This window comes from Microbacterium capsulatum, from assembly GCF_030865425.1.
Lineage (GTDB): Bacteria > Actinomycetota > Actinomycetes > Actinomycetales > Microbacteriaceae > Microbacterium > Microbacterium capsulatum.
Window position 1 is genome coordinate 50593 of the sequence record NZ_JAVFCB010000013.1, and the last position, 18490, is coordinate 69082.

At 72.4% G+C, this 18490-nt stretch carries 15 protein-coding genes; 9 read left to right on the top strand and 6 right to left on the bottom strand.

Annotation, left to right across the window (positions count from 1 at the left end):
- Nucleotides 1-3: 3 nt before the first annotated feature.
- Together RBR11_RS17320 and RBR11_RS17325 are read right to left on the bottom strand one after the other, a co-directional pair.
- Nucleotides 4-675: an SDR family NAD(P)-dependent oxidoreductase gene (locus RBR11_RS17320; RefSeq protein WP_308490628.1), complete on the bottom strand. Its 672-nt coding sequence runs from the start codon at nucleotides 673-675 to the stop codon at nucleotides 4-6.
- Nucleotides 676-770: 95 nt separating this feature from the next.
- Nucleotides 771-2201 carry a DUF6421 family protein gene (locus RBR11_RS17325; RefSeq protein WP_308490629.1) on the bottom strand — a complete coding sequence of 477 codons (1431 nt, stop codon included), beginning with the start codon at nucleotides 2199-2201 and terminating at the stop codon, nucleotides 771-773.
- Nucleotides 2202-2273: 72 nt separating this feature from the next.
- On the opposite strand from RBR11_RS17325, the gene RBR11_RS17330 reads away from it, so the two are divergent.
- The gene (locus tag RBR11_RS17330) at nucleotides 2274-2729 is read left to right on the top strand and encodes an Lrp/AsnC family transcriptional regulator (RefSeq protein ID WP_308490630.1); all 456 of its coding nucleotides are present in this window, start codon (nucleotides 2274-2276) and stop codon (nucleotides 2727-2729) included.
- Between the two features lie 27 nt (nucleotides 2730-2756).
- On the opposite strand, the gene RBR11_RS17335 is transcribed toward RBR11_RS17330, so the two are convergent.
- Nucleotides 2757-3185 carry a group III truncated hemoglobin gene (locus tag RBR11_RS17335; RefSeq protein WP_308490631.1) on the bottom strand — a complete coding sequence of 143 codons (429 nt, stop codon included), beginning with the start codon at nucleotides 3183-3185 and terminating at the stop codon, nucleotides 2757-2759.
- A gap of 116 nt (nucleotides 3186-3301) precedes the next feature.
- Here RBR11_RS17335 and RBR11_RS17340 point away from each other — a divergent pair, with 116 nt between their 5' ends.
- The 7 genes from RBR11_RS17340 to RBR11_RS17370 all read left to right on the top strand — a co-directional run bounded on the left by RBR11_RS17340 (nucleotide 3302) and on the right by RBR11_RS17370 (nucleotide 11518).
- Entirely contained in the window at nucleotides 3302-4618 is a 1317-nt protein-coding gene (locus RBR11_RS17340) for an aminotransferase class I/II-fold pyridoxal phosphate-dependent enzyme (RefSeq protein WP_308490632.1), read from the top strand.
- Nucleotides 4619-4765: 147 nt separating this feature from the next.
- Entirely contained in the window at nucleotides 4766-5749 is a 984-nt protein-coding gene (locus RBR11_RS17345; RefSeq protein WP_373889815.1) for a 1,4-dihydroxy-2-naphthoate polyprenyltransferase, read from the top strand.
- 90 nt (nucleotides 5750-5839) lie between these two features.
- A complete protein-coding gene (locus RBR11_RS17350) occupies nucleotides 5840-6481 on the top strand; it encodes a TlpA family protein disulfide reductase (protein WP_308490633.1) in 642 nt (213 codons plus the stop codon).
- A gap of 7 nt (nucleotides 6482-6488) precedes the next feature.
- The gene (locus tag RBR11_RS17355; protein ID WP_308490634.1) at nucleotides 6489-7247 is read left to right on the top strand and encodes a cytochrome c biogenesis CcdA family protein; all 759 of its coding nucleotides are present in this window, start codon (nucleotides 6489-6491) and stop codon (nucleotides 7245-7247) included.
- Complete coding sequence (gene resB / locus RBR11_RS17360) at nucleotides 7228-9069, top strand: cytochrome c biogenesis protein ResB (RefSeq protein WP_308490635.1); 1842 nt, start codon at nucleotides 7228-7230, stop codon at nucleotides 9067-9069. The genes RBR11_RS17355 and resB overlap by 20 nt, the downstream gene beginning before the upstream one ends.
- Before the next feature lie 18 nt (nucleotides 9070-9087).
- Nucleotides 9088-10092: a c-type cytochrome biogenesis protein CcsB gene (gene ccsB, locus RBR11_RS17365; protein ID WP_308490636.1), complete on the top strand. Its 1005-nt coding sequence runs from the start codon at nucleotides 9088-9090 to the stop codon at nucleotides 10090-10092.
- A 247-nt stretch (nucleotides 10093-10339) separates the two neighbouring features.
- Nucleotides 10340-11518 (top strand): SLC13 family permease, encoded by a 1179-nt coding sequence (locus RBR11_RS17370; RefSeq protein ID WP_308490637.1) that lies wholly within the window; start codon nucleotides 10340-10342, stop codon nucleotides 11516-11518.
- A gap of 160 nt (nucleotides 11519-11678) precedes the next feature.
- On the opposite strand, the gene RBR11_RS17375 is transcribed toward RBR11_RS17370, so the two are convergent.
- Nucleotides 11679-13661 (bottom strand): YhgE/Pip domain-containing protein, encoded by a 1983-nt coding sequence (locus tag RBR11_RS17375; protein ID WP_308490638.1) that lies wholly within the window; start codon nucleotides 13659-13661, stop codon nucleotides 11679-11681.
- Entirely contained in the window at nucleotides 13658-16513 is a 2856-nt protein-coding gene (locus RBR11_RS17380; protein ID WP_308490639.1) for an MMPL family transporter, read from the bottom strand. Before RBR11_RS17380 ends, RBR11_RS17375 begins: the two co-directional genes overlap by 4 nt.
- 159 nt (nucleotides 16514-16672) lie before the next feature.
- On the opposite strand from RBR11_RS17380, the gene RBR11_RS17385 reads away from it, so the two are divergent.
- Nucleotides 16673-17293: a TetR/AcrR family transcriptional regulator gene (locus tag RBR11_RS17385; protein ID WP_308490640.1), complete on the top strand. Its 621-nt coding sequence runs from the start codon at nucleotides 16673-16675 to the stop codon at nucleotides 17291-17293.
- 9 nt (nucleotides 17294-17302) lie between these two features.
- Here the strand turns inward: RBR11_RS17385 and RBR11_RS17390 are convergent, their stop codons facing one another.
- Complete coding sequence (locus RBR11_RS17390) at nucleotides 17303-18286, bottom strand: o-succinylbenzoate synthase (RefSeq protein ID WP_308490641.1); 984 nt, start codon at nucleotides 18284-18286, stop codon at nucleotides 17303-17305.
- Nucleotides 18287-18490: the final 204 nt, after the last annotated feature.

Consider the following 18490-nt stretch of genomic DNA (forward strand, 5'->3'; position numbering starts at 1 on the left):
CGTTCAGGCCACGTCGATGATGCGGTCGTTGAGCTCCGCGGCGTCGGCGTCCCAGAGCGCCACGATCCGCGCGGCGACCTGGTCGATCACCTCGTCGAGGCTGCGCACCCGCAGCACGACCGCGGCGGCGTGCAGCGGCTGCTCCGCGTCGCGGGCGGCCTTCGCATAGCCCTGCGCGACCGCCCGCGTCCACGCCTCGCTCGCGGCCTTGACCGCGGCGTAGTTCGCGCCGCCCGCGAGCGGGCGGGCGACGGCGGTGGAGGACAGGATCGCGAACCGCCCCGCCTCCGAGGAGCGCAGGGCGGCGTCGAACGCGCGGCTCACCACGCGCACCGTCGTGAAGGACCCCTCGAGCGCGCGGTAGTCCTCCTCGGACTGGCCGGCGAGCCCGCCGCCGCCGCGCCATCCGCCGACCAGCGGCACGACGCCGTCGATCCGTTCGTCGTCGTCCGCGAGCCGAGCGGCGAGGTCGGCGACCTCGGCCTCGTCCGTGAGCGAGGCCTGCTCGACCCGGATGGCGTCGGATCCGATCGCGGCGGCGAGGGCGTCGAGCCTGCCCCGATCCCGGCCGACGCCGATCACCCGGGCACCCGCGGCGACCAGGGCCTGGGCGATGGTGAGACCCGAGGGGCTCGTGGCTCCGGCGAGAAGGACGGCGCGGCCTGCGACGTTCATCGGATGACTCCTTCGGTGGTCCTGGTGCTCCGGTCCCACGTTACGACGCGAGACCCCACGGCGGAACGTGGGGTCTCGCGTGCGGTCGGTCGCGGTCAGTCGTCGGTTCCGCGGATCCCCACGGTCGACTCGATCACGGGCTTCATCTTCTTGTCCAGCGTCTCGAAGAACATCGACAGCGGGAACTCGTCGTCCATCACCGCATCGGTGTAGCCCTTGGGTGCGCCGGCGAGGATCTCGTCGGACAGGCCCCGGGCCCACTGCGAGGCCGGGTGCGGCGTGAGCGTGCCGCGGACCAGCTCGTAGGCCGCCAGCCAGTGCGCGGTCTTCGGGCGGTCGATCGAGTGCCAGTACAGGTCGTCGATCGCGTCGCCGAGCGCGACGACCGCGTCGGGAACGTTCTCCCAGTCGAAGGCGAGGGCGGTGTCGGTCCAGTGCAGCACGCCCCGCCGGTGCAGCCACGCGAACAGCAGCTGGCCGCCCACGGCGTCGTAGTTGCGGGTGCGGTTGCCGGTGATCGCGAACCGGAAGATGCGGTCGAAGATCACCGCGTACTGCACGAGGTGCGCGTAGTCGTGCGTCTCCTGCTCGGCCGCGGTGAGCTGCTCGCCGGCGGCGATGCGGGCGTCGAAGGCGCGCTCGATCCGCACCGACTCGCGGAACGCCGTCATGTCGCAGCGCATCTCCTCGAGCGAGTACAGGAAGAACGGCATGCGCTGCTTGATCATGAACGGGTCGAACGGCAGGTCGCCGCGCATGTGCGTGCGGTCGTGGACGAGATCCCACATCACGAACGTCTTCTCGGCGAGCTCCTGGTCGTCGAGCATCGCGGCCGCGCGCTCGGGGAGCTCGAGGTTCGTGATCTCGCTCGCGGCGCGGACGACGCGGCGGTAGCGGGCCGCCTCGCGGTCCTGGAAGATCGCACCCCAGGTGAAGGACGGGATCTCGCGCATCGCTACCGTCTCCGGGAAGAGCACCGCGGAGTTCGTGTCGTAGCCGGGGGTGAAGTCGACCAGGCGCAGCGAGACGAAGAGCTTGTTGCCGTAGTGGCCGGCCTCGAGGTCGGCGATGAACTCCGGCCAGATGGTCTCGACGATGAGCGCCTCGACGAGGCGGTCGCTCGATCCGTTCTGGGTGTACATCGGGAACACGACGAGGTGGCGGATCCCGTCGACGCGGTGCTGCTGCGGCTGGAACGCGACGAGCGAGTCGAGGAAGTCGGGCACGCCGAAGCCCTCGTCGGCCCAGCGCTGGAAGTCGACGACGCTCGCCGCGAGGTAGGCGGCGTCATGCGGGAAGGCGGGGGCGAGGGCGCGGATGCCGGCGATGATCGCGGCGACGTGCGCGCGGGCGGCCTCATGATCCTCGGAGTCCGCGATGGATCCGTCCTGCGCCTGTAGCGGGCGGAGCGCGATGGCGGCATCCTTGAGGAGCCGCCACGCCGCACTGGTCTCCGCGATCGACGCGTCCTCGACGACCTCGGGCTCGCCGATGAGAGCGTTGCTGTGGGTGGTGGTGAGGGACATCGGGACCTCCGATCGTATGAATTGCCGGAAAATTTCCTGCAGTTTGGACTTCTTTCCGATATTATTCCACGTATGGACGATCCTGTCGACCTCGCGATCCTCGGTGCCATCTCCCGGGACGGGCGCGCCACGCTCGCCCAGCTCTCGGAGGCGGTGGGCCTGTCCGTGTCGGCCGTGCAGTCGCGTCTGCGCCGGCTGGAGGCGCGCGGCGTCATCGCCGGGTACCGCGCGGTCGTCGACGCCGAGGCGATCGGCAAGCCGCTCTCGGCGTTCATCGAGATCACCCCGCTCGACCCCGCCCAGCCCGACACCGCGCCCGAGCTGCTCGAGCACCTGGACGCGATCGAGGCCTGCCACTCGATCGCCGGGGACGCGAGCTACATGCTGTTCGTGCGCGTGCCCACGCCGCGCGCGCTCGAGCAGCTCGTCCGGGACATCCGGCTGGCGGCCAACGTGAGCACCCGCACCACCGTGGTGCTGCAGACCTTCTACGAGCACCGGCCGATCGTTCCGCCCGCCGCGGGCTGACCGCGTCGCGCCGCGACGCCGCGCGGGTCAGGGAGCCGGAGCGTCGGCGCCGGGGCGGACCCGGATCGTCTCGAGCAGGCTGCCGGAGCGGCCCTGCAGCCGGAGCCGGATCGAGGCCGCGATCCGGCCCGCCTGATCCTTGGCGACGTCGGCCACCGGGCCCTGGTACAGCTCGTCCACGGTGGCGGTCCACAGCGCCAGCCAGCGGTCGAAGTGCTCCGGCGTGAGCGGACTCCTCGCGTTCAGCGCGGTGTGCAGCGCGAGGGCGTTGCGGCGGTATCGGCCGGCCTGGAACAGCACGCTCTCCCAGAAGTCGCCCATGATCGGCAGGTGGTGCTCGAGGTCCATGTGCGCGATGTCGGTGAAGATCGGCCCGATCAGCGGATCCTCGAACGCGGCGCCGTAGAACGTCCGCACCAGGTGCAGGATGTCGTCGCGATCGCGGATGTCGGGCATGTCTCCAGGCTAGGGCGGGCCGGCGCCGGCGAGGGCCGGGACGACCGTGGATATCCCGGCCGGGCCGGCGTGCGCGGCAGGGCCGCGGCGCGTGGCCCTGCCCATAGGCTGAGTCCGTGGCGGACAGGGTGATCCAGGGCAGCACGGCGAACGAGATCGCCGATTCGATCCGCGCCCTGATCGGGGCGGGCGCGCTCGTGCCGGGCGAGGCCCTGCCGACCGTTCGCGGGCTCGCGGAGACGCTCGGCGTGAACCGCAACACCGTGGCCGCCGCCTACCGCGCCCTCGCCCGTGCCGGCGCCGTCGCCAGCCGCGGCCGGGGCGGCACCGTGGTCGCCGAGCCGTTCCGGGCCGAGGAGGAGGGGTTCGCGAGCTCGACCGTGCTGCGCGACCTCGGCAGCGGCAACCCGGATCCCGATCTGCTGCCGCTCCCGGTGCTCGCCGAGGTCGACCTGCGCACTCCGGCGCTGTACGGCGACGCGCTCATCGACGAGGGGCTGCGCACGTGGGCGACGGCCTGGCTCGCCGAGGCCCTGCACCGGCCGTTCGAGCTGTCGGTGACCTCGGGCGCGGTCGACGCGCTGGAGCGCCTGCTCGTCGCCTCGCTCGCGCACGGCGATGTCGTCGGGCTCGAGGATCCGTGCTTCCTGTCCAGCATCAACGTCGTCAAGCTCGGCGGCTACCGCCCGGTCGGCATCCCGCTCGACGACGAGGGCATGACCGCCGACGGCCTGCGCGCCGCGATCGACGCGGGTGCCCGCACGATCGTCAGCACGCCCCGCGCGCACAACCCGACCGGCATCAGCCTCAGCGAGCGGCGCGCCGCCGAGCTGCGCGCGGTGCTCGCCGAGGCGCCGCACGTGCTCGTGATCGAGGACGACCACTACTCGCTGCTGTCCCGCCGGCCGTACCACTCGGTCATCCCGGAGGGGCATCCGCGCTGGGCGCTCGTCCGTTCGATGTCGAAGTTCCTCGGGCCGGATCTGCGGCTCGCCCTGCTCGCGTCGGATCCGGAGACGGCGGCGCAGCTGCGTACCCGGCTCTCGCCCGGCAAGACCTGGGTGAGCCGGATCCTGCAGAGGGTCGCCGTCGGCATGCTCGACCACCCGGACACCGCCGCCGCCCTGGAGCGCGCCGGTGCGCACTACGCAGAGCGCAACGACGCCCTGCGCGCGCTGCTGCGCGAGCGCGGGATCACGGTGCGCGGCGACGACGGCCTGAACGTCTGGGTGGAGTGCGGCGTGGACGCGCGGGCCGTGTCGGAGGCGATGATGCGCCGCGGCTGGCTCGTCCGCACGGGCGGCGGTTTCCACCTCGAGGCGGACGAGGCGTCCCCGCAGATCCGGCTCACCGCGCACACCCTCGACGACACCGAGCTGCACACGCTCGCCGACGATCTCGGTGCCGCGATCGCCGACGCCCGCCGCCGCTGACGGCCCCGACGCCTGACCGCGAGACCGAATCCACGTCGCGAGACCGCGGTCAGGATCGTCGGTCTCGCGACGGAGTTTCGGTCTCGCGGTCATGAGCGGGGGCGGGGGCGGGGCGCTCGTCAGAAACCGCGCGGCTAGGATTCCTGCGTGGCGAACCGCAAGAACACGGCCAAGAACACCCCTCCGTCCCGTCCGGGGACGCACTCGCGCTCGGGCAATCCGGCCAAGCGCCCGCTCGAAGCCCTGCCCCCGGTGACGGTCGGCGACTGGGTCGGGGCGGCCCGCCCGCGCACGCTGCCGCTCGCGATCGCCCCCGTGCTCGTGGGCACCGGCGCTGCGCAGCTGAGCAGTCCGCACTTCCACGGGATCATCGCCCTCGCCTGCCTCGCGGTCGCCGTGTGCCTGCAGATCGGCGTGAACTTCACGAACGACTACAGCGATGGCGTCCGCGGCACCGACGCGCACCGCGTCGGCCCGGCCAGGCTCACCGCCTCCGGCCGGGTGTCGCCGCGGAGCGTTCTCATCACCGGCCTGGCCTTCTTCGCGCTCGCCGCGGTCGCCGGGCTCGGGATCGTGATCCGCACCCAGCAGTGGTGGATGCTCGCCGTCGGCGCCGCCTGCATCGTCGCCGCCTGGTTCTACACCGGCGGCAAGCGCCCCTACGGCTACAACGCGCTCGGCGAGGTGTTCGTGTTCGTCTTCTTCGGGCTCGTCGCAACCCTCGGCACCACCTGGGTGCAGGCGGACCGGCTCCCGCAGGAGTCCTGGATCGGCGCGATCGCCGTCGGCCTGTTCGCCTGCGCGGTGCTGCTCGCGAACAACCTGCGCGACATCGACCAGGACCGCAAGGTCGGCAAGCGCACCCTGACCGTGCTGATCGGCAAGCGCGCCACGCAGGTCGTCTACACCCTGTTCGTCGTCCTGCCGTTCGTCGCGCTGGTGCTCCTGGCGCTGTTCTACCCGATCGCCTGGGTCGGGCTGCTGGCCCTTCTGGCCGTACTGCCGGCCGTGGTCATCGTGTGGGCGTACAGAGCGCCGAGGGAGCTCGTGATCGCCCTCGCGCTCACCTCGCTCGGCACCCTCGCGTACGCGGGCGCCCTGTTCTGGGCGTTCATCACGCCCTCGGTCTGAGCACGCGGCCGCGCCGCCCGGCCCCGGCCGGGCACCCGCATCCAGGCCCTGTGCACCCGACCCATAGACCGCTTCCGTAGAATCCTCCGCATGCCCTCACGTTCGTCGCGCCCGGATCGCGGCGCCGGACGACCCCGCACGGCCCGGCTGATCGCCGCCGTCCTGGGGGTCGCGCTCGCCGCCGGTCTCGCCGCCTGCTCGAGCGATCCGGTCGCCTCTCAGTACCGCAACGGCGACAACAAGGGCTACATCGGATCCGACGGCCTGCGCGTCGACGAGATCAAGACGGCCGACCGCACGAAGCCCGTGTCCTTCGCCGGCACCCTGGAGGACGGGTCGAAGTTCACGAGCTCCGAGGTGAAGGGCGACGTGGTCGTCGTGAACTTCTGGTACGCCGCGTGCGGCCCGTGCCGGGTCGAGGCGAAGGATCTGCAGTCCGTCTGGGCGAAGTACGACGGCAAGGGCGTCTCCTTCGTCGGCGTGAACACCTACGACCAGGCCGGCACCGCCACCTCGTTCAACGAGAAGTACGGCATCACCTACCCCAGCATCATCGACGTGAACACGGGCGCCGCGAAGCTCGCGTTCGCCGAGTCCACGTCGATCCAGGCCACCCCCACGACCCTCGTCCTCGACAAGCAGGGCAGGGTCGCCGCGCGCGTGATCGGCCCGATCGGATCCGCGTCGATCCTGGACTCGCTGATCCAGAGCGCCCTCGCGGAGAAGGCGTGACGCCCGCGTGAACGTCGACGCCATCGTCGGATCCGGCGCGCTCTGGCTGGCCATCCCGGTCGCCATGCTCGCCGGGCTCCTGTCCTTCCTGTCGCCGTGCGTGCTGCCGCTCGTGCCCGGCTACCTCGGTTTCCTCGGCGGGGCGGTGTCCGGATCCGGATCCGCCGACGGCGCCCTCGCGGCCCCGCGCCGCGGCCGGCTGCTGCTGGGCGTGCTGCTGTTCGTGCTCGGCTTCACCCTCGTCTTCGTCGTGCTCACCGTGATCGGCGGCACCGCGGGGCTGTTCTTCCTGCGCTGGGGCGACCTGATCACCCGGATCCTCGGCGCGGTCATCGTCGGGATGGGCCTCGTGTTCGTGGGCGTGTTCGGCTTCGCGCAGCGCACCGTGCGGATGAACCTCACGGGGCGTGCCGGCCTCATCGGAGCGCCGCTGCTCGGCATCGCGCTCGGCATCGGCTGGAGCCCGTGCCTGGGCCCGACGCTCGCCGCGATCCTCGCCGTGTCGATCAACCTCGGCGACCCCGGCCGGGCGGTCGCGCTCGGCGTCGCCTACTCGCTCGGCCTGGGCATCCCGTTCGTGCTCGCCGCGCTCGGGTTCGGCTGGGCGACGCGCTCGATCGCGTTCCTGCGCCGGCACGTGCGCGCTGTGAACATCGTCGGCGGCGCGCTGCTGATCGTGCTGGGCCTGCTGATGGTCACGGGCGTCTGGACCATGGTCATGTCGAGCCTGGGGGCGGTGATGAGCAGTGTCGAACTCCCGCTCTGAGACGGCCGCTCCGAAGAAGAAGGACGACCGGTCGACGGATCCGCTGCGTCCTAGCGACCACGTCGACGGATCCGGTCCGGACATCGAGTCCCCGCGGCTCGGCGTCGTCGGCTGGCTGCGCTGGGGCTGGCGCCAGCTGACCTCGATGCGCACCGCGCTCGTGCTGCTGCTCATCCTCGCGATCGCGGCGATCCCCGGATCGATCTTCCCGCAGCGGATGGCGGATCCGAACGGGGTCACGCAGTGGAAGGCGGATCACCCGGACCTCTTCCCGATCCTCGACTCGATGCAGCTGTTCGACGTCTATCTGTCGGCCTGGTTCTCGGCGATCTACCTGCTGCTGTTCCTCTCGCTCGTCGGCTGCGTGATCCCGCGGATCAAGCACCACGCGAAGGCGCTGCGCTCCCTGCCCCCGCGCACCCCGGTGCGGCTGCAGCGGCTCGACGACCACCGCGAGAGCACCCGCACGGTGACCGGATCCGACCCGCGTGCGGCCGCCGAGCAGGCCGTCGCGATCGCGCAGAAGCAGCTGCGCGCGCTGCGCTACCGGGTCGAGCGCTACGACGACGCCCGCGGCTTCTCCGTGTCGGCCGAACGCGGCTACGCCCGCGAGACCGGCAATCTGATCTTCCACCTCGCCCTGCTCGGCGTGCTCGTCTCGGTCGGCGTGGGCGGCAGCTTCGCCTACACCGGGCAGCGCGTCGTCGTCGAGGGGACGACGTTCGTGAACACCCTGCTGGACTACTCGTCGATGAACCGCGGCCGGTTCGTCTCCGACGACGCCCTCGCGCCGTACCGGATGACGCTGGACTCCTTCGATGTCACCTACCAGCCGTACGACCCGGGCAAGGCGTCGTCGGGCCAGGCCGGTGACTTCTCGGCGAACGTGACAGCGTCCGCCCCGGGGGAAGAAGCGCACAAAGCAGCGGTGGTGGTCAACCACCCGCTCGGGATCGCCGGCGACCGGGTCTACCTGCTCGGCAACGGCTACGCGCCCACGATCACGGTCCGCAACGCGAAGGGCGACGTCGTCTTCCACGACTCCGTGCCCTTCCTGCCGCAGAACAACGCCACGATGACCTCGCTCGGCGTCGTGAAGGTGCCGGACGGGCTGCCCAAGCAGCTCGGCATGGTCGGCTTCTTCTACCCGACCGCGGCGGCGCTCAGCACGGGGGCGTTCACCTCCGCCTACCCCGACCTGATCAACCCGCTGCTCACGCTCAACGTGTACGCGGGCGATCTAGGCATCGACGACGGCACACCGCGCTCGGTGTACGTCCTGGATCCGACCAGGATGACCCAGCTCACCGGCGGCAAGACGGGCGTGAAGTCGCTCGAGCTCGCGCCGGGCGAGACCGCGCAGCTGCCGGACGGCATGGGCTCGGTCACCTTCGACAACGAGGCGCCGCAGAGCGCGAAGGACTACCGCGAGTCCGTCAAGCGGTACGTGTCGCTGCAGATCCACCACGACCCGTCCGAGCAATGGGTGCTCGTGTTCGCGGGGCTCGCCGTGCTCGGCCTCGTGCTCGCGCTGTTCGTGCCGCGCCGACGGATGTGGGTCAAGGCGAGCGTCGTCGACGGCGCCGTGCGGCTCGAGTACGCCGGGCTCGCGCGCGGAGAGGATCCGACCCTCGCCGCCGCCGTGGACGACCTGCTCGCCGGACACGCGCGCCTGCTCGACGCCGACGGAGGGACGGCGGCGGTCCCTGAGCCCGAGCCCTCGGTCGCTGAGCCCGTCCCAGGGAACTCACCCGAGGCCGCTCCGACATCCGAAGACGAGCCCGATGACAGCGGACGCTTCGACACGCTCGGCGACCGATAGCGGAAGTAGGCTGACAGCATGAATTTCGACTCGATGTCGATCCTGACGATCTGGACCGCGATCGCGATCTACGCCGGCGCGTTCATCGCGTACGCGCTGGATCTCGGCAAGCGCTCGCAGGTGGCCTCCGACGCGAAGTTCGGCACCGCCGACGTCCTCGAGCGCGAACTGGTCGGCGCCGGCGTGGGCGGATCGTCGTCCGTCGTGCGCGGGGCCGGATCCGCGGGCTCCGACGCCGCGACGACCGAGGCGGCGCCGCGCTTCGTGATGGCGCGGATCGGCACGGCCCTGGCCACGCTCGGCTTCCTGTTCCATCTCGCGGGCGAGGTGCTGCGCGGCATCGCCGCGGGACGCGTGCCGTGGTCGAACATGTACGAGTTCGCGATGACCGGCACGCTGCTCATCATCGCGGTCTACCTCGCCGTGAACATCTGGTTCGACCTGAAGTTCCTCGGCACGTTCATCCTCGGCCTCGTCGTCGTGCTGCTCGGCGGAGCGGCCACCGGCTTCTACGTGCAGGTCGTGCCGCTGTCCGACCCCCTGAAGAGCGTGTGGCTCGTCATCCACGTCTTCGTGGCCTCGCTCGGCACGGCGTTCTTCGCGCTGGCCTTCGCGCTCAGCGTGTTCCAGCTGCTGCAGGCCCGCCGCGAGGCGAAGATCCTGGCGAAGGCCGAGAAGACCGGGCCGCGCTTCCTCGGGACCCTGCCCGGCTCGGAGCGGCTCGAGGGACTCGCCTACCGCTTCGCGACCATCGGCTTCATCTTCTGGACGTTCACGCTCATCGCCGGCGCCATCTGGGCGAACGATGCCTGGGGCCGGTACTGGGGCTTCGACACCAAGGAGACCTGGACCTTCATCATCTGGGTGCTCTACGCCGGCTACATCCACGCCCGCGCGACGCGCGGCTGGCGCGGATCCCGGTCGGCCTGGCTCTCGATCGTCGGCTTCAGCGCCGTGCTGTTCAACTTCACGATCGTGAACATGTTCTTCAAGGGCCTGCACGTCTACTCGGGCCTGAGCTGATCCGCGCGCCACGCGGGGCCCGCCGCCCGCGCCGGGGCGCCGCCCGTCTTGTGCCGGTGAGCCGCCCGTCCGCGGCGGTGCGCCGCCCGTCGGCGGCGGTGCGCCGCCCGTCGGCGGCGGCGAGAAACCACTTCCTGCACGAGAAACACCGTCGTGCGTGGTGTCTCGTGCAGGATGTGGTTTATCGCGGCGGCAACGCGAGGTCGGCGCGCCGGAGCGAGCACGGCACGTGCCGAGGATTGGTCGGGTGAGCGCCGCGCGCCGGCTGAGCCCCGGGGGTGTGCTGGTCCTCGTCCTCCTCGCGCTTGCCGTGGTCCTCGTCGCCACAGGGATGCTCCCCGGTCACGATGCGGGAGCGCTGGCCGCGCGCACCGCCCCGGTGCTCGGCTTCGTGGTCGCGATCACGATCGTCGCGGAGCTCGCGCGCGATGCCGCGGTCTTCGACGTGATCGCGCAGCACCTGGGGCGCTGGGGCGGTGGCCGGGTGCTCGCCCTGTGGGGCGCCGTGATCCTGCTCGCCGTGCTCAGTACCGTCTTCCTCTCCCTGGACACGACCGCGGTGATCGTCACCCCGGTCGTCGTGCTCCTCGCCCAGGGCGTCGGCGTCTCGCCCCTGCCCTTCGCCTTCGCGACCGTGTGGCTCGCGAACACGGCGTCCCTGCTGCTGCCGGTGTCGAATCTGACGAATCTGCTCGCGGCGCCGACGATGGGGGAGAACCCGCTCGCGTTCGTCGCCCTGAGCGGTGCTCCGGCACTCGCCGGTATCCTCGTGCCCGTCGTGATCCTGACGCTCGTCCACCGGCGCACGCTGCTCGGGCGCTACACGGCTCCGCCGCCGACGACGCCGGGTGATCGGATCCTGTTCCTCGTCTCGGCGGTCGTGCTCGTCGTGCTGCTGCCGCTGCTGGCCGTCGTGCACGACGTGTGGATCCCCGCGACCGCGGCCGCGCTGATCCTCATCGTCCTCTTCGCGATCCGGCGCCGGCGGGCGCTGCGACTCTCGCTGGTGCCATGGCAGGCCCTGGGCCTCGCCGCGTCGCTGTTCGTGATCGTCGAGACGGCCCACGCCCGCGGGCTCGCTGCGCTGCTCGCTCCGCTGGCGGCCCACGGCCACGACCTCGGCGAGCTGCTGCGTGTCGCGGGCATCGGCGCGCTCGGCGCGAACGGCATCGACAACCTGCCCGCCTATCTGGTGCTCGAACCGGTCGCCTCGGGCGATCCCGTCGTGCTGATGGCACTGCTCATCGGCGTGAACCTCGGGCCCCTGGTGACGCCGTGGGCTTCGCTCGCGACCCTCCTCTGGCATCACCGGATCACGGCCCTCGGGGTGACGATCCGCTGGCGCACCCTCATGCTGTGGGGTCTCGTGACGGCCGGGCTGACCGTCGGCGTCGCGGTCCTCGCGCTCGCTCTCGTCGCGGGCTGAGGCCACGGCGCTGCGGTCCTCGCGCTCGCCCCCTGCCGGTGAGAAACCAGTTCCTGCGCGAGAAACACCGTCGTGCGTGGTGTCTCGTGCAGGAAATGGTTTCTCGCGGCGGCGGCGGCGACGGCGACAGCGGCGGCGGGCGACGGCGACGGCGGCGAGGTCAGGCCGCGGCGAGCACCACGCGGGCCGAGGTCGTGCGGCGGGCCGCGACGGCCAGTGTGGTCGCGACGAGCGAGAGCACGCCCCAGACGACGAGCGCCGCGATCGCGGCGCCCACGCCGGTGTCGCCGAGGAGGGCGGTCGCGGCGGGGGAGACGGGCAGGAACCCGCCGATCCCCGCCAGCCAGCCGGGCAGCGTCGAGATGATCCCGGCGGCAAGGGCGGCCACGCCGACGACCGCGCCGATCCACCGTCCGGCTCCGCCCAGCACCGCGACGAGCGCCTGGTTCACGGCGGCGAAGACCACGCCGGCGAGCACCGCGACCCCCGCGAAGCCCCACCAGCGCGCCGGGTCGTAGCCGGCGACGATCTGCACGACGATCGAGACGAGCAGGCCCTGCACGGCGCCGATCGCGGCCGCGGGGGCGAACCCGCGCAGGGCGAGCGAGGCCGAGGACCGGCGCGAGGTGAGCGTCCGCGCGGTGACGGCCCGCATCGCGATGAACGACGCGAGCCCGCCGAACCAGAGCACGACCGCGGCGAGCAGCGGCACCGCGGTGGGCCCGAACATGCCGCCCGAGGTATCGGCCGTCACGGGCTTCGCAACGACCGAGGCGAGCGACGACGCCTGCGCGTCGGTGCGCTTCGGCATCGCATCCGCGGCCTGATGCAGGCCGGAGGCGAGGCCGCTCGTGCCGGTCGCGAGCGATCCGACGCCGGTGCTCAGCGACTGCGCGCCGTCGGCGAGCTGGGCCGCCCCGGACTGCAGTCCGGTGGCGCCCGTCGCCAGGCCGTTCGCGGCGGACGCGCTCTGCGCCGTGCCGTCCGCGAGTCGGCCGAGGCCGGCGGAGAGCTGGTCGATGCCGTCGGCGGCGGTGCGGAACTGACTCGCGAGCGCGGCCGATCCGGCGGAGTCGAACGCGGAGAGCGCCTTCACGGTGCCGTCGGCATAGCCGCTCGCGGTGCCCGCCGCCGTCGCCGCCGTCACGGCGTCCTGAGCAGCGCCTCCCACCCGGGCGCAGAAGGCGGCCGGCACGGTGGGATCCTTCGCGCACTCCTGGGCGAGCGCGCCGAGCGTCTTCGCGAGCGCGGCGGTGTCGCCCGCCGCCGTCTGGGCATTTCCGGCGGTCGTCCCTGCGACGCCGCTGACCTGCGCGGGGACGATCCCCTGCGCCACGAGCGTGTCCGCGCCCTGGGTGAGCCCGGTCGCGGCCTGGCCCGCGCCGGTCTGCGCGCCGGCGATGCCCTGCGAGATCGTGGTCAGGCCCGAGCCGAGCCGGCTTGCGCCGTCGGCGAGCTGTCCCGCGCCGTCCGCGAGGTTCGTCGCGCCGCCGGGCAGCGCGGCGGCGCCCGTCGCGGCGGACTGCGCGCCGGCGGCGAGCCGGTCGGCGCCGTCCGCGGCCTCGCCGATCTTGTCGCCGATCGTGCCGAAGCCGACGAGCACGTTCTGCAGGGTGCTCTTCGAGATCGTCGAGCCCATGGTGGCGGCCGCCGTGTCGGCGATCTGGTTCGCGATGAGACCGTCGGCGGCGCGCGCCTGCGGGGCGGTGGTCACCGCGATCGTCGCCTGCGTCGCCGAGGCGGACGAATCCTGGATCGCCTTGCCGCCGGAGACCGCGGCCGCGGAGAAGCCCCGGGGGATCCGCACGACCGCCTGGTAGTCGCCGTCCTTCAGGCCCTGCGCGGCGTCCTTCTCGTTCGAGATGACCCAGGTGAGGTTCTGGCTCTTCTTGCCGGTGCCGTCCACGAGCCCGGCGGCGAGCTGCCGGCCGAGCGGCGCGAGCTGCCCGTTCACGGTGACCGGCTCGTCGTCGTTCACGATCGCGGCGGTCATCGAGTCGAGCCGCTGCGTCGGATCCTGCAGGGCCGCGACGAGCACGCCGCCGAGGATCGCCGGCAGCAGCAGCACGCCCACGAGGGTGAGGGCCGTCACCGGCTTGTGCGAACGCGCGCGCTCGATCAGCGCGGACAGTCGGGAGTTCATGCGGTCACCTCGTCGAGGTCGGTGAGGGAGAGGGGAGCAGCTGCAGCGGTCGTCGAGCGAGCCCCGACGACGACGGAGCGAGACGAAACGTCGTCGGAGGGCGGGGTGCGTGTCGTCTCGGGCGCGCTCCGCGCGTCCTCGCTCAACGACCGGATGGACGGATCCGCCCAGCCGGCGTCGGCGAGCAGGGTCGCGGCGGCCGTCGCATCATCGGCCGTCGCGAGCACCGCGAGCGGGCCGCGGGAGGCGGCGTCGCGCAGCATCGCCGCGGCCTGCTCGGACTGCGCGAGACTCAGCCGGTCGGCGCCGTCGATCACCACGAGCGGGGTGCGGCCGCGCAGGGCATCGCGGAGCTCGCGCAGCGGATCCTCCGCGCCCGGCGCGCCGGATCCGTCCACGAGGACGCAGCCGATCCGCGCACGCACCCAGGCCGCGCGTGCGGGCATCAGGTGCCCGGCGACGCGCAGGCGCCCCGCCGACGGCACGCGGGCGGCGACGGCCAGGGCGACGGCCCGCCGCTCGGTATCGTCGCGCCCGGTGAGCACGAGCGCCGCGCCCGGGGCCAGTCGCAGGTCGAGGCCCTCGACCGCGCCGGCGACGGTGAGCCCGTCCGCGGCGAGCACGGAGTCGTCGCCGGGCCACCCCGCCAGGTGGCGCTCGCGCTCGACGGCCTCGCCCTCGATGTCGACGTGCGGCAGGATCTTCGCGAGCCGGCCCGGGATCCGCCAGGCGTGGTCGCCGAGGATCGCCATGAGCGCGGGGATCAGCGTCATCCGCACGAGGAACGCGTCGATCGCGATGCCGGCCGCGAGGCCCAGCGCGATCGGCTTGAGCGAGGAGTCGCCCTCGGGCACGAACGCGACGAACACGGCGAACATGATCACCGCCGCGGCGGTCACCACGCGCGCCGAGCCGACGAAGCCGCTGCGGACGGCCCGGATCGCCGCGGCGCGCGCCGTCGCGCGATCCTTCGACGCGGGGTCGTGCACGTAGTCCTCGCGCATGCGGGAGACGAGGAACACCTGGTAGTCCATCGCGAGGCCGAAGAGCACGCCCATGAGCACGATCGGCATGAAGCTGATGATCGGCCCGGTGCGCGCGACGTGCAGGGCATCGGCGAACCACCCCCAGTCGAACACGGCGGAGACCACGCCGAACGCGGCGACGATCGACAGCAGGTAGCCGAGCGCCGCCGTGATCGGCACCCAGATCGAGCGGAACACGATCGTCAGCAGCACGAGCGACAGCCCGATCACGAAGATGCCGAAGGGCAGCAGGGCGGCGCCCAGCTGATCCGAGATGTCGATCGCGACCGCGGTGAACCCGGTCACCTTGAGGTCGACGCCGTACTCCTTCAGCCACTGGTCGTGGTGGGAGCGCAGCGCGCGCACGAGGTCGGCGGTCGCCGGGGCGTCGGGCGCGGTGGTCGGCACGACCTGCACGATTCCGGTGTCGGCGGTCTGGTTCGGGGTCGCGAGCGCGACCTCGGCCACACCCGGGACCTTCGCGACCGCGTCGCCGAGCTCCTTCATCAGCCCGACCGGATCCTTCGACGTGACGATCGTGCCAGTGAGGATGAGCGGGCCGTTGAAGCCGGGGCCGAAGTGCTCCGCGGTGAGGTCGTAGGTCTCCCGCGCCTCGGATCCCTTCGGCAGCACACCCGCGTTCGGCAGCGCCAGCGCGAGGCTCGTGGCGGGGACCGCGACGACGCCGAGGCCGATGATCACCGTGAGGGCGACGAGGATCGGGTGCTTCGTGACCCCGCCGACCCAGCGCTCGGAGAACCCCCGGCGCGGCGTCGTGCGGCCCTTCTTCGGTGCGCGCTGCGCCCGCCCGGCGACGCGGCCCTTGAGGAAGCCGAGGACGGCCGGGGTCAGCGTCACGGCGATGAGCACGGCGATCGCGACGGCGACCGAGGCGGCGATGCCCATCGTGGTGAGGAACGGGATGCCGGCGAAGCCGAGGCCGATGAGCGCGATGAGCACGGTGACGCCGGCGAACACGACGGCGGATCCGGCGGTGCCGGTCGCGCGCGCCGCCGACTCCTCGGGGTCCACGCCGGCCCTGACCTGATCCTGATGCCGGGCGAGGATGAACAGCGCGTAGTCGATCCCGACCGCGAGGCCCAGCATGAGCGCCAGCAGCGGCGTGGTGGCCGACACGGTGGCGAACGCCGTGGCCGCGAAGATCGCCGCCATCGAGATGCCGACGCCGAGGATCGCGGTCAGCAGGGGCATGCCCGCGACGACGAACGAGCGGAACGTCACGATCAGCACGAGCAGGGCGATCACGAGACCCACCGCCTCGGTGATCGAGAGCGTCGGCATCGAGGTCGCGAAGAGGTCGCCGCCGAGCACGGCCCGGGACCCGGCCGGCAGCTCCTTCTGCAGATCGGCGACCTCGTGGCGCAGCGCGCTCTTCGTGCCGTCGCCGATCGTCGAGGACTGCCCCTGGAACTGCAGCCGCACGATCGCGGCGGATCTGTCCTTGCTCACCATGCCGCTCACGTGCTCGTCATACGGGGATGTCGCGGCCAGCACGCCGCGGATGCCGGCGAGATCCTTCACGGTCCTCTCGATCGGATCCCGGTACGCGGCCTCGGAGACGTCGTCGCCCTTCGCCGCCACGACGATGAACTGCGCGCTCGTGCCACTGACCTGGGGGAAGGTGCGCTCGAGCTGCTGCAGGCCCGCCTGCGACTCGGTGCCGGGGATCGAGAACGTGTTGTCGGTGCCCTTGCCGAGGGCGAGGGCCGCGCCGCCGGCGATGCCGAGCACGAGCAGCCACGCCACGAGCACCCGCCACGGGTGGCGGAACGACCAGCGTCCGAGGGACGAGAGAAGCGTGGACACGATGTTCCTCCGGCGATGCGGTCGTGGTCGGGATTTCGATACACTCGTGTATTCGATACGTGAATGTATCGTAAGCCGGAGGCGGCGGGATAATCTGTGCGCGGGGTGTGAATCACGCAGAGGTGCGGGGCTGCGCGGTGCAGCCCGCGGGAGGTGCGAATGACGAGCGGTGGAACCAGGAGCCGGGAGAACACGCGGGCGCGGCTGCTCGAGGCGGCGGCGCAGGTGTTCGCCGAGGTCGGCCTGGACGGCGCGACCGTCGAGGCCGTCTGCGAGCGCGCCGGCTTCACCCGTGGCGCGTTCTACTCGAACTTCGAGTCCAAGGACGAGCTCTTCCTCGAGCTCGCCGGCACCGTGTCGGCGGAGCGACTCGGCGCCGTGCGCGCCCGGGTCGCGGAGCTCGCCGCGGCGGGCGCGATCGCCCAGGACTGCGATGCCACCACGCTCGTGCAGCAGGTCATGGACACCGGCAGCGATGACCGGCTCGGCGTCATGCTGCTCAGTGAGATCCGGCTCCGCGCGCTGCGCGACCACGCTTGGGGGAAGGCCTACCTGAAGCAGGAGCAGGAGATGGTCGACGGCATCGCCCGGATCATCGACGACATCGTCGCCACCGGCACGATGACCCTGCGGGTCGAGTCGGGCATCGCGGCCCGCATGCTGCTCGTGATCTGGGAGGGCATGACCGTGCGCGGCGCCATGGCCGGTCAGGACGAGGCGCAGCTGCGCCGCACCGGCAGCGAGGAGCTCGGCCGGCTGGTGAGCCTTCTGCTCGGCTGACGGGCTCGCTCAGCGGTCGCCGGCCGCCAGCAGGGCGTGGCAGCGGGTGAGGCGGTCGAGCCACCATTCACGGCGGTCCGCCGGCGCCTCCAGGCGCGCGAGGGCGGACGGATCCGGGATCACCCGGGCCGCCGAGACGAGGCCGCCTCGCGGGCGGGCGTCGGCGACGTCGTCGGCGAAGAGCGACGCCGTGCCCAGGCCGCAGTCGTAGTCGAGGGCGGGGAGCGCGGCGGCCAGCGCGGCGCCGAGGGACAGGCCGACGGCCGTGTCGAGCGCGCTGGACACCACGACCGGGAGCCCCGCCTCGGCCACGATCCGCAGCGCCCGCTCGGCACCGCCCAGGGGCTGCGCCTTGATCACGAGCAGGTCGGCGGCGCCCGCGCGGGCGACCGCGAGCGGGTCGTCCGCCTTGCGGACGCTCTCGTCCGCCGCGATCGGGATGTCGAGGTAGCGGATCCGCTCGCGCAGCTCGGCGAGCTCGTCGACCGTCGCGCAGGGCTGCTCGGCGTACTCCAGGTCGAAGGGGGCGAGGGCGTGGATCGCGCGCTCCGCCTCGTCGACGTTCCAGCCCGCGTTCGCGTCGATCCTGATCCGTCCCTCGGGTCCCATCTCGGCCCGCACCGCGCGCACCCGGGCGACGTCGTCGGCGAGGGACTGGCCGGCTTCGGCGACCTTGACCTTGGCGGTGCGGCAGCCGTCGAAGCGCGCGAGCACCTCCGCCACGCGGCCGGCGGCGACCGCCGGTACGGTCGCATTCACCCGGATCCCGTCGCGCACCGCCGCGGGCCGCGGGTGCCACGCGTCGGCGATCCCGGCGGCGAGCCAGGTCGCGGCCTCGGCGTCGGCGTACTCGGTGAAGGGGGAGAACTCGGCCCAGCCCTGCGGGCCCTCGAAGAGCAGCGCCTCCCGCACGTCCACCCCGCGGAACCGGGTGTTCATCGGCAGGGCGACGACGCGGGCGGAGGCGAGGATCTCGGCGAGGGCGGGGACCATGCCCCCATCATGCCCCGGTGACGGCCGCGGACGGGGTTCGCGGGGGATCGCGCCGCGCATCCCGCGTGGGAAAACGGAGAGCCTCGCGGCGTGTCCTGCGGATGGAGCTGTGGACACGCCGGATCTCGCGGGACCGCTCTCCGTTTTCCGCGCCCGGATCCGGTGCTGCGAACGAAGCATTGATGTTCCGTTGACAATAGTGTG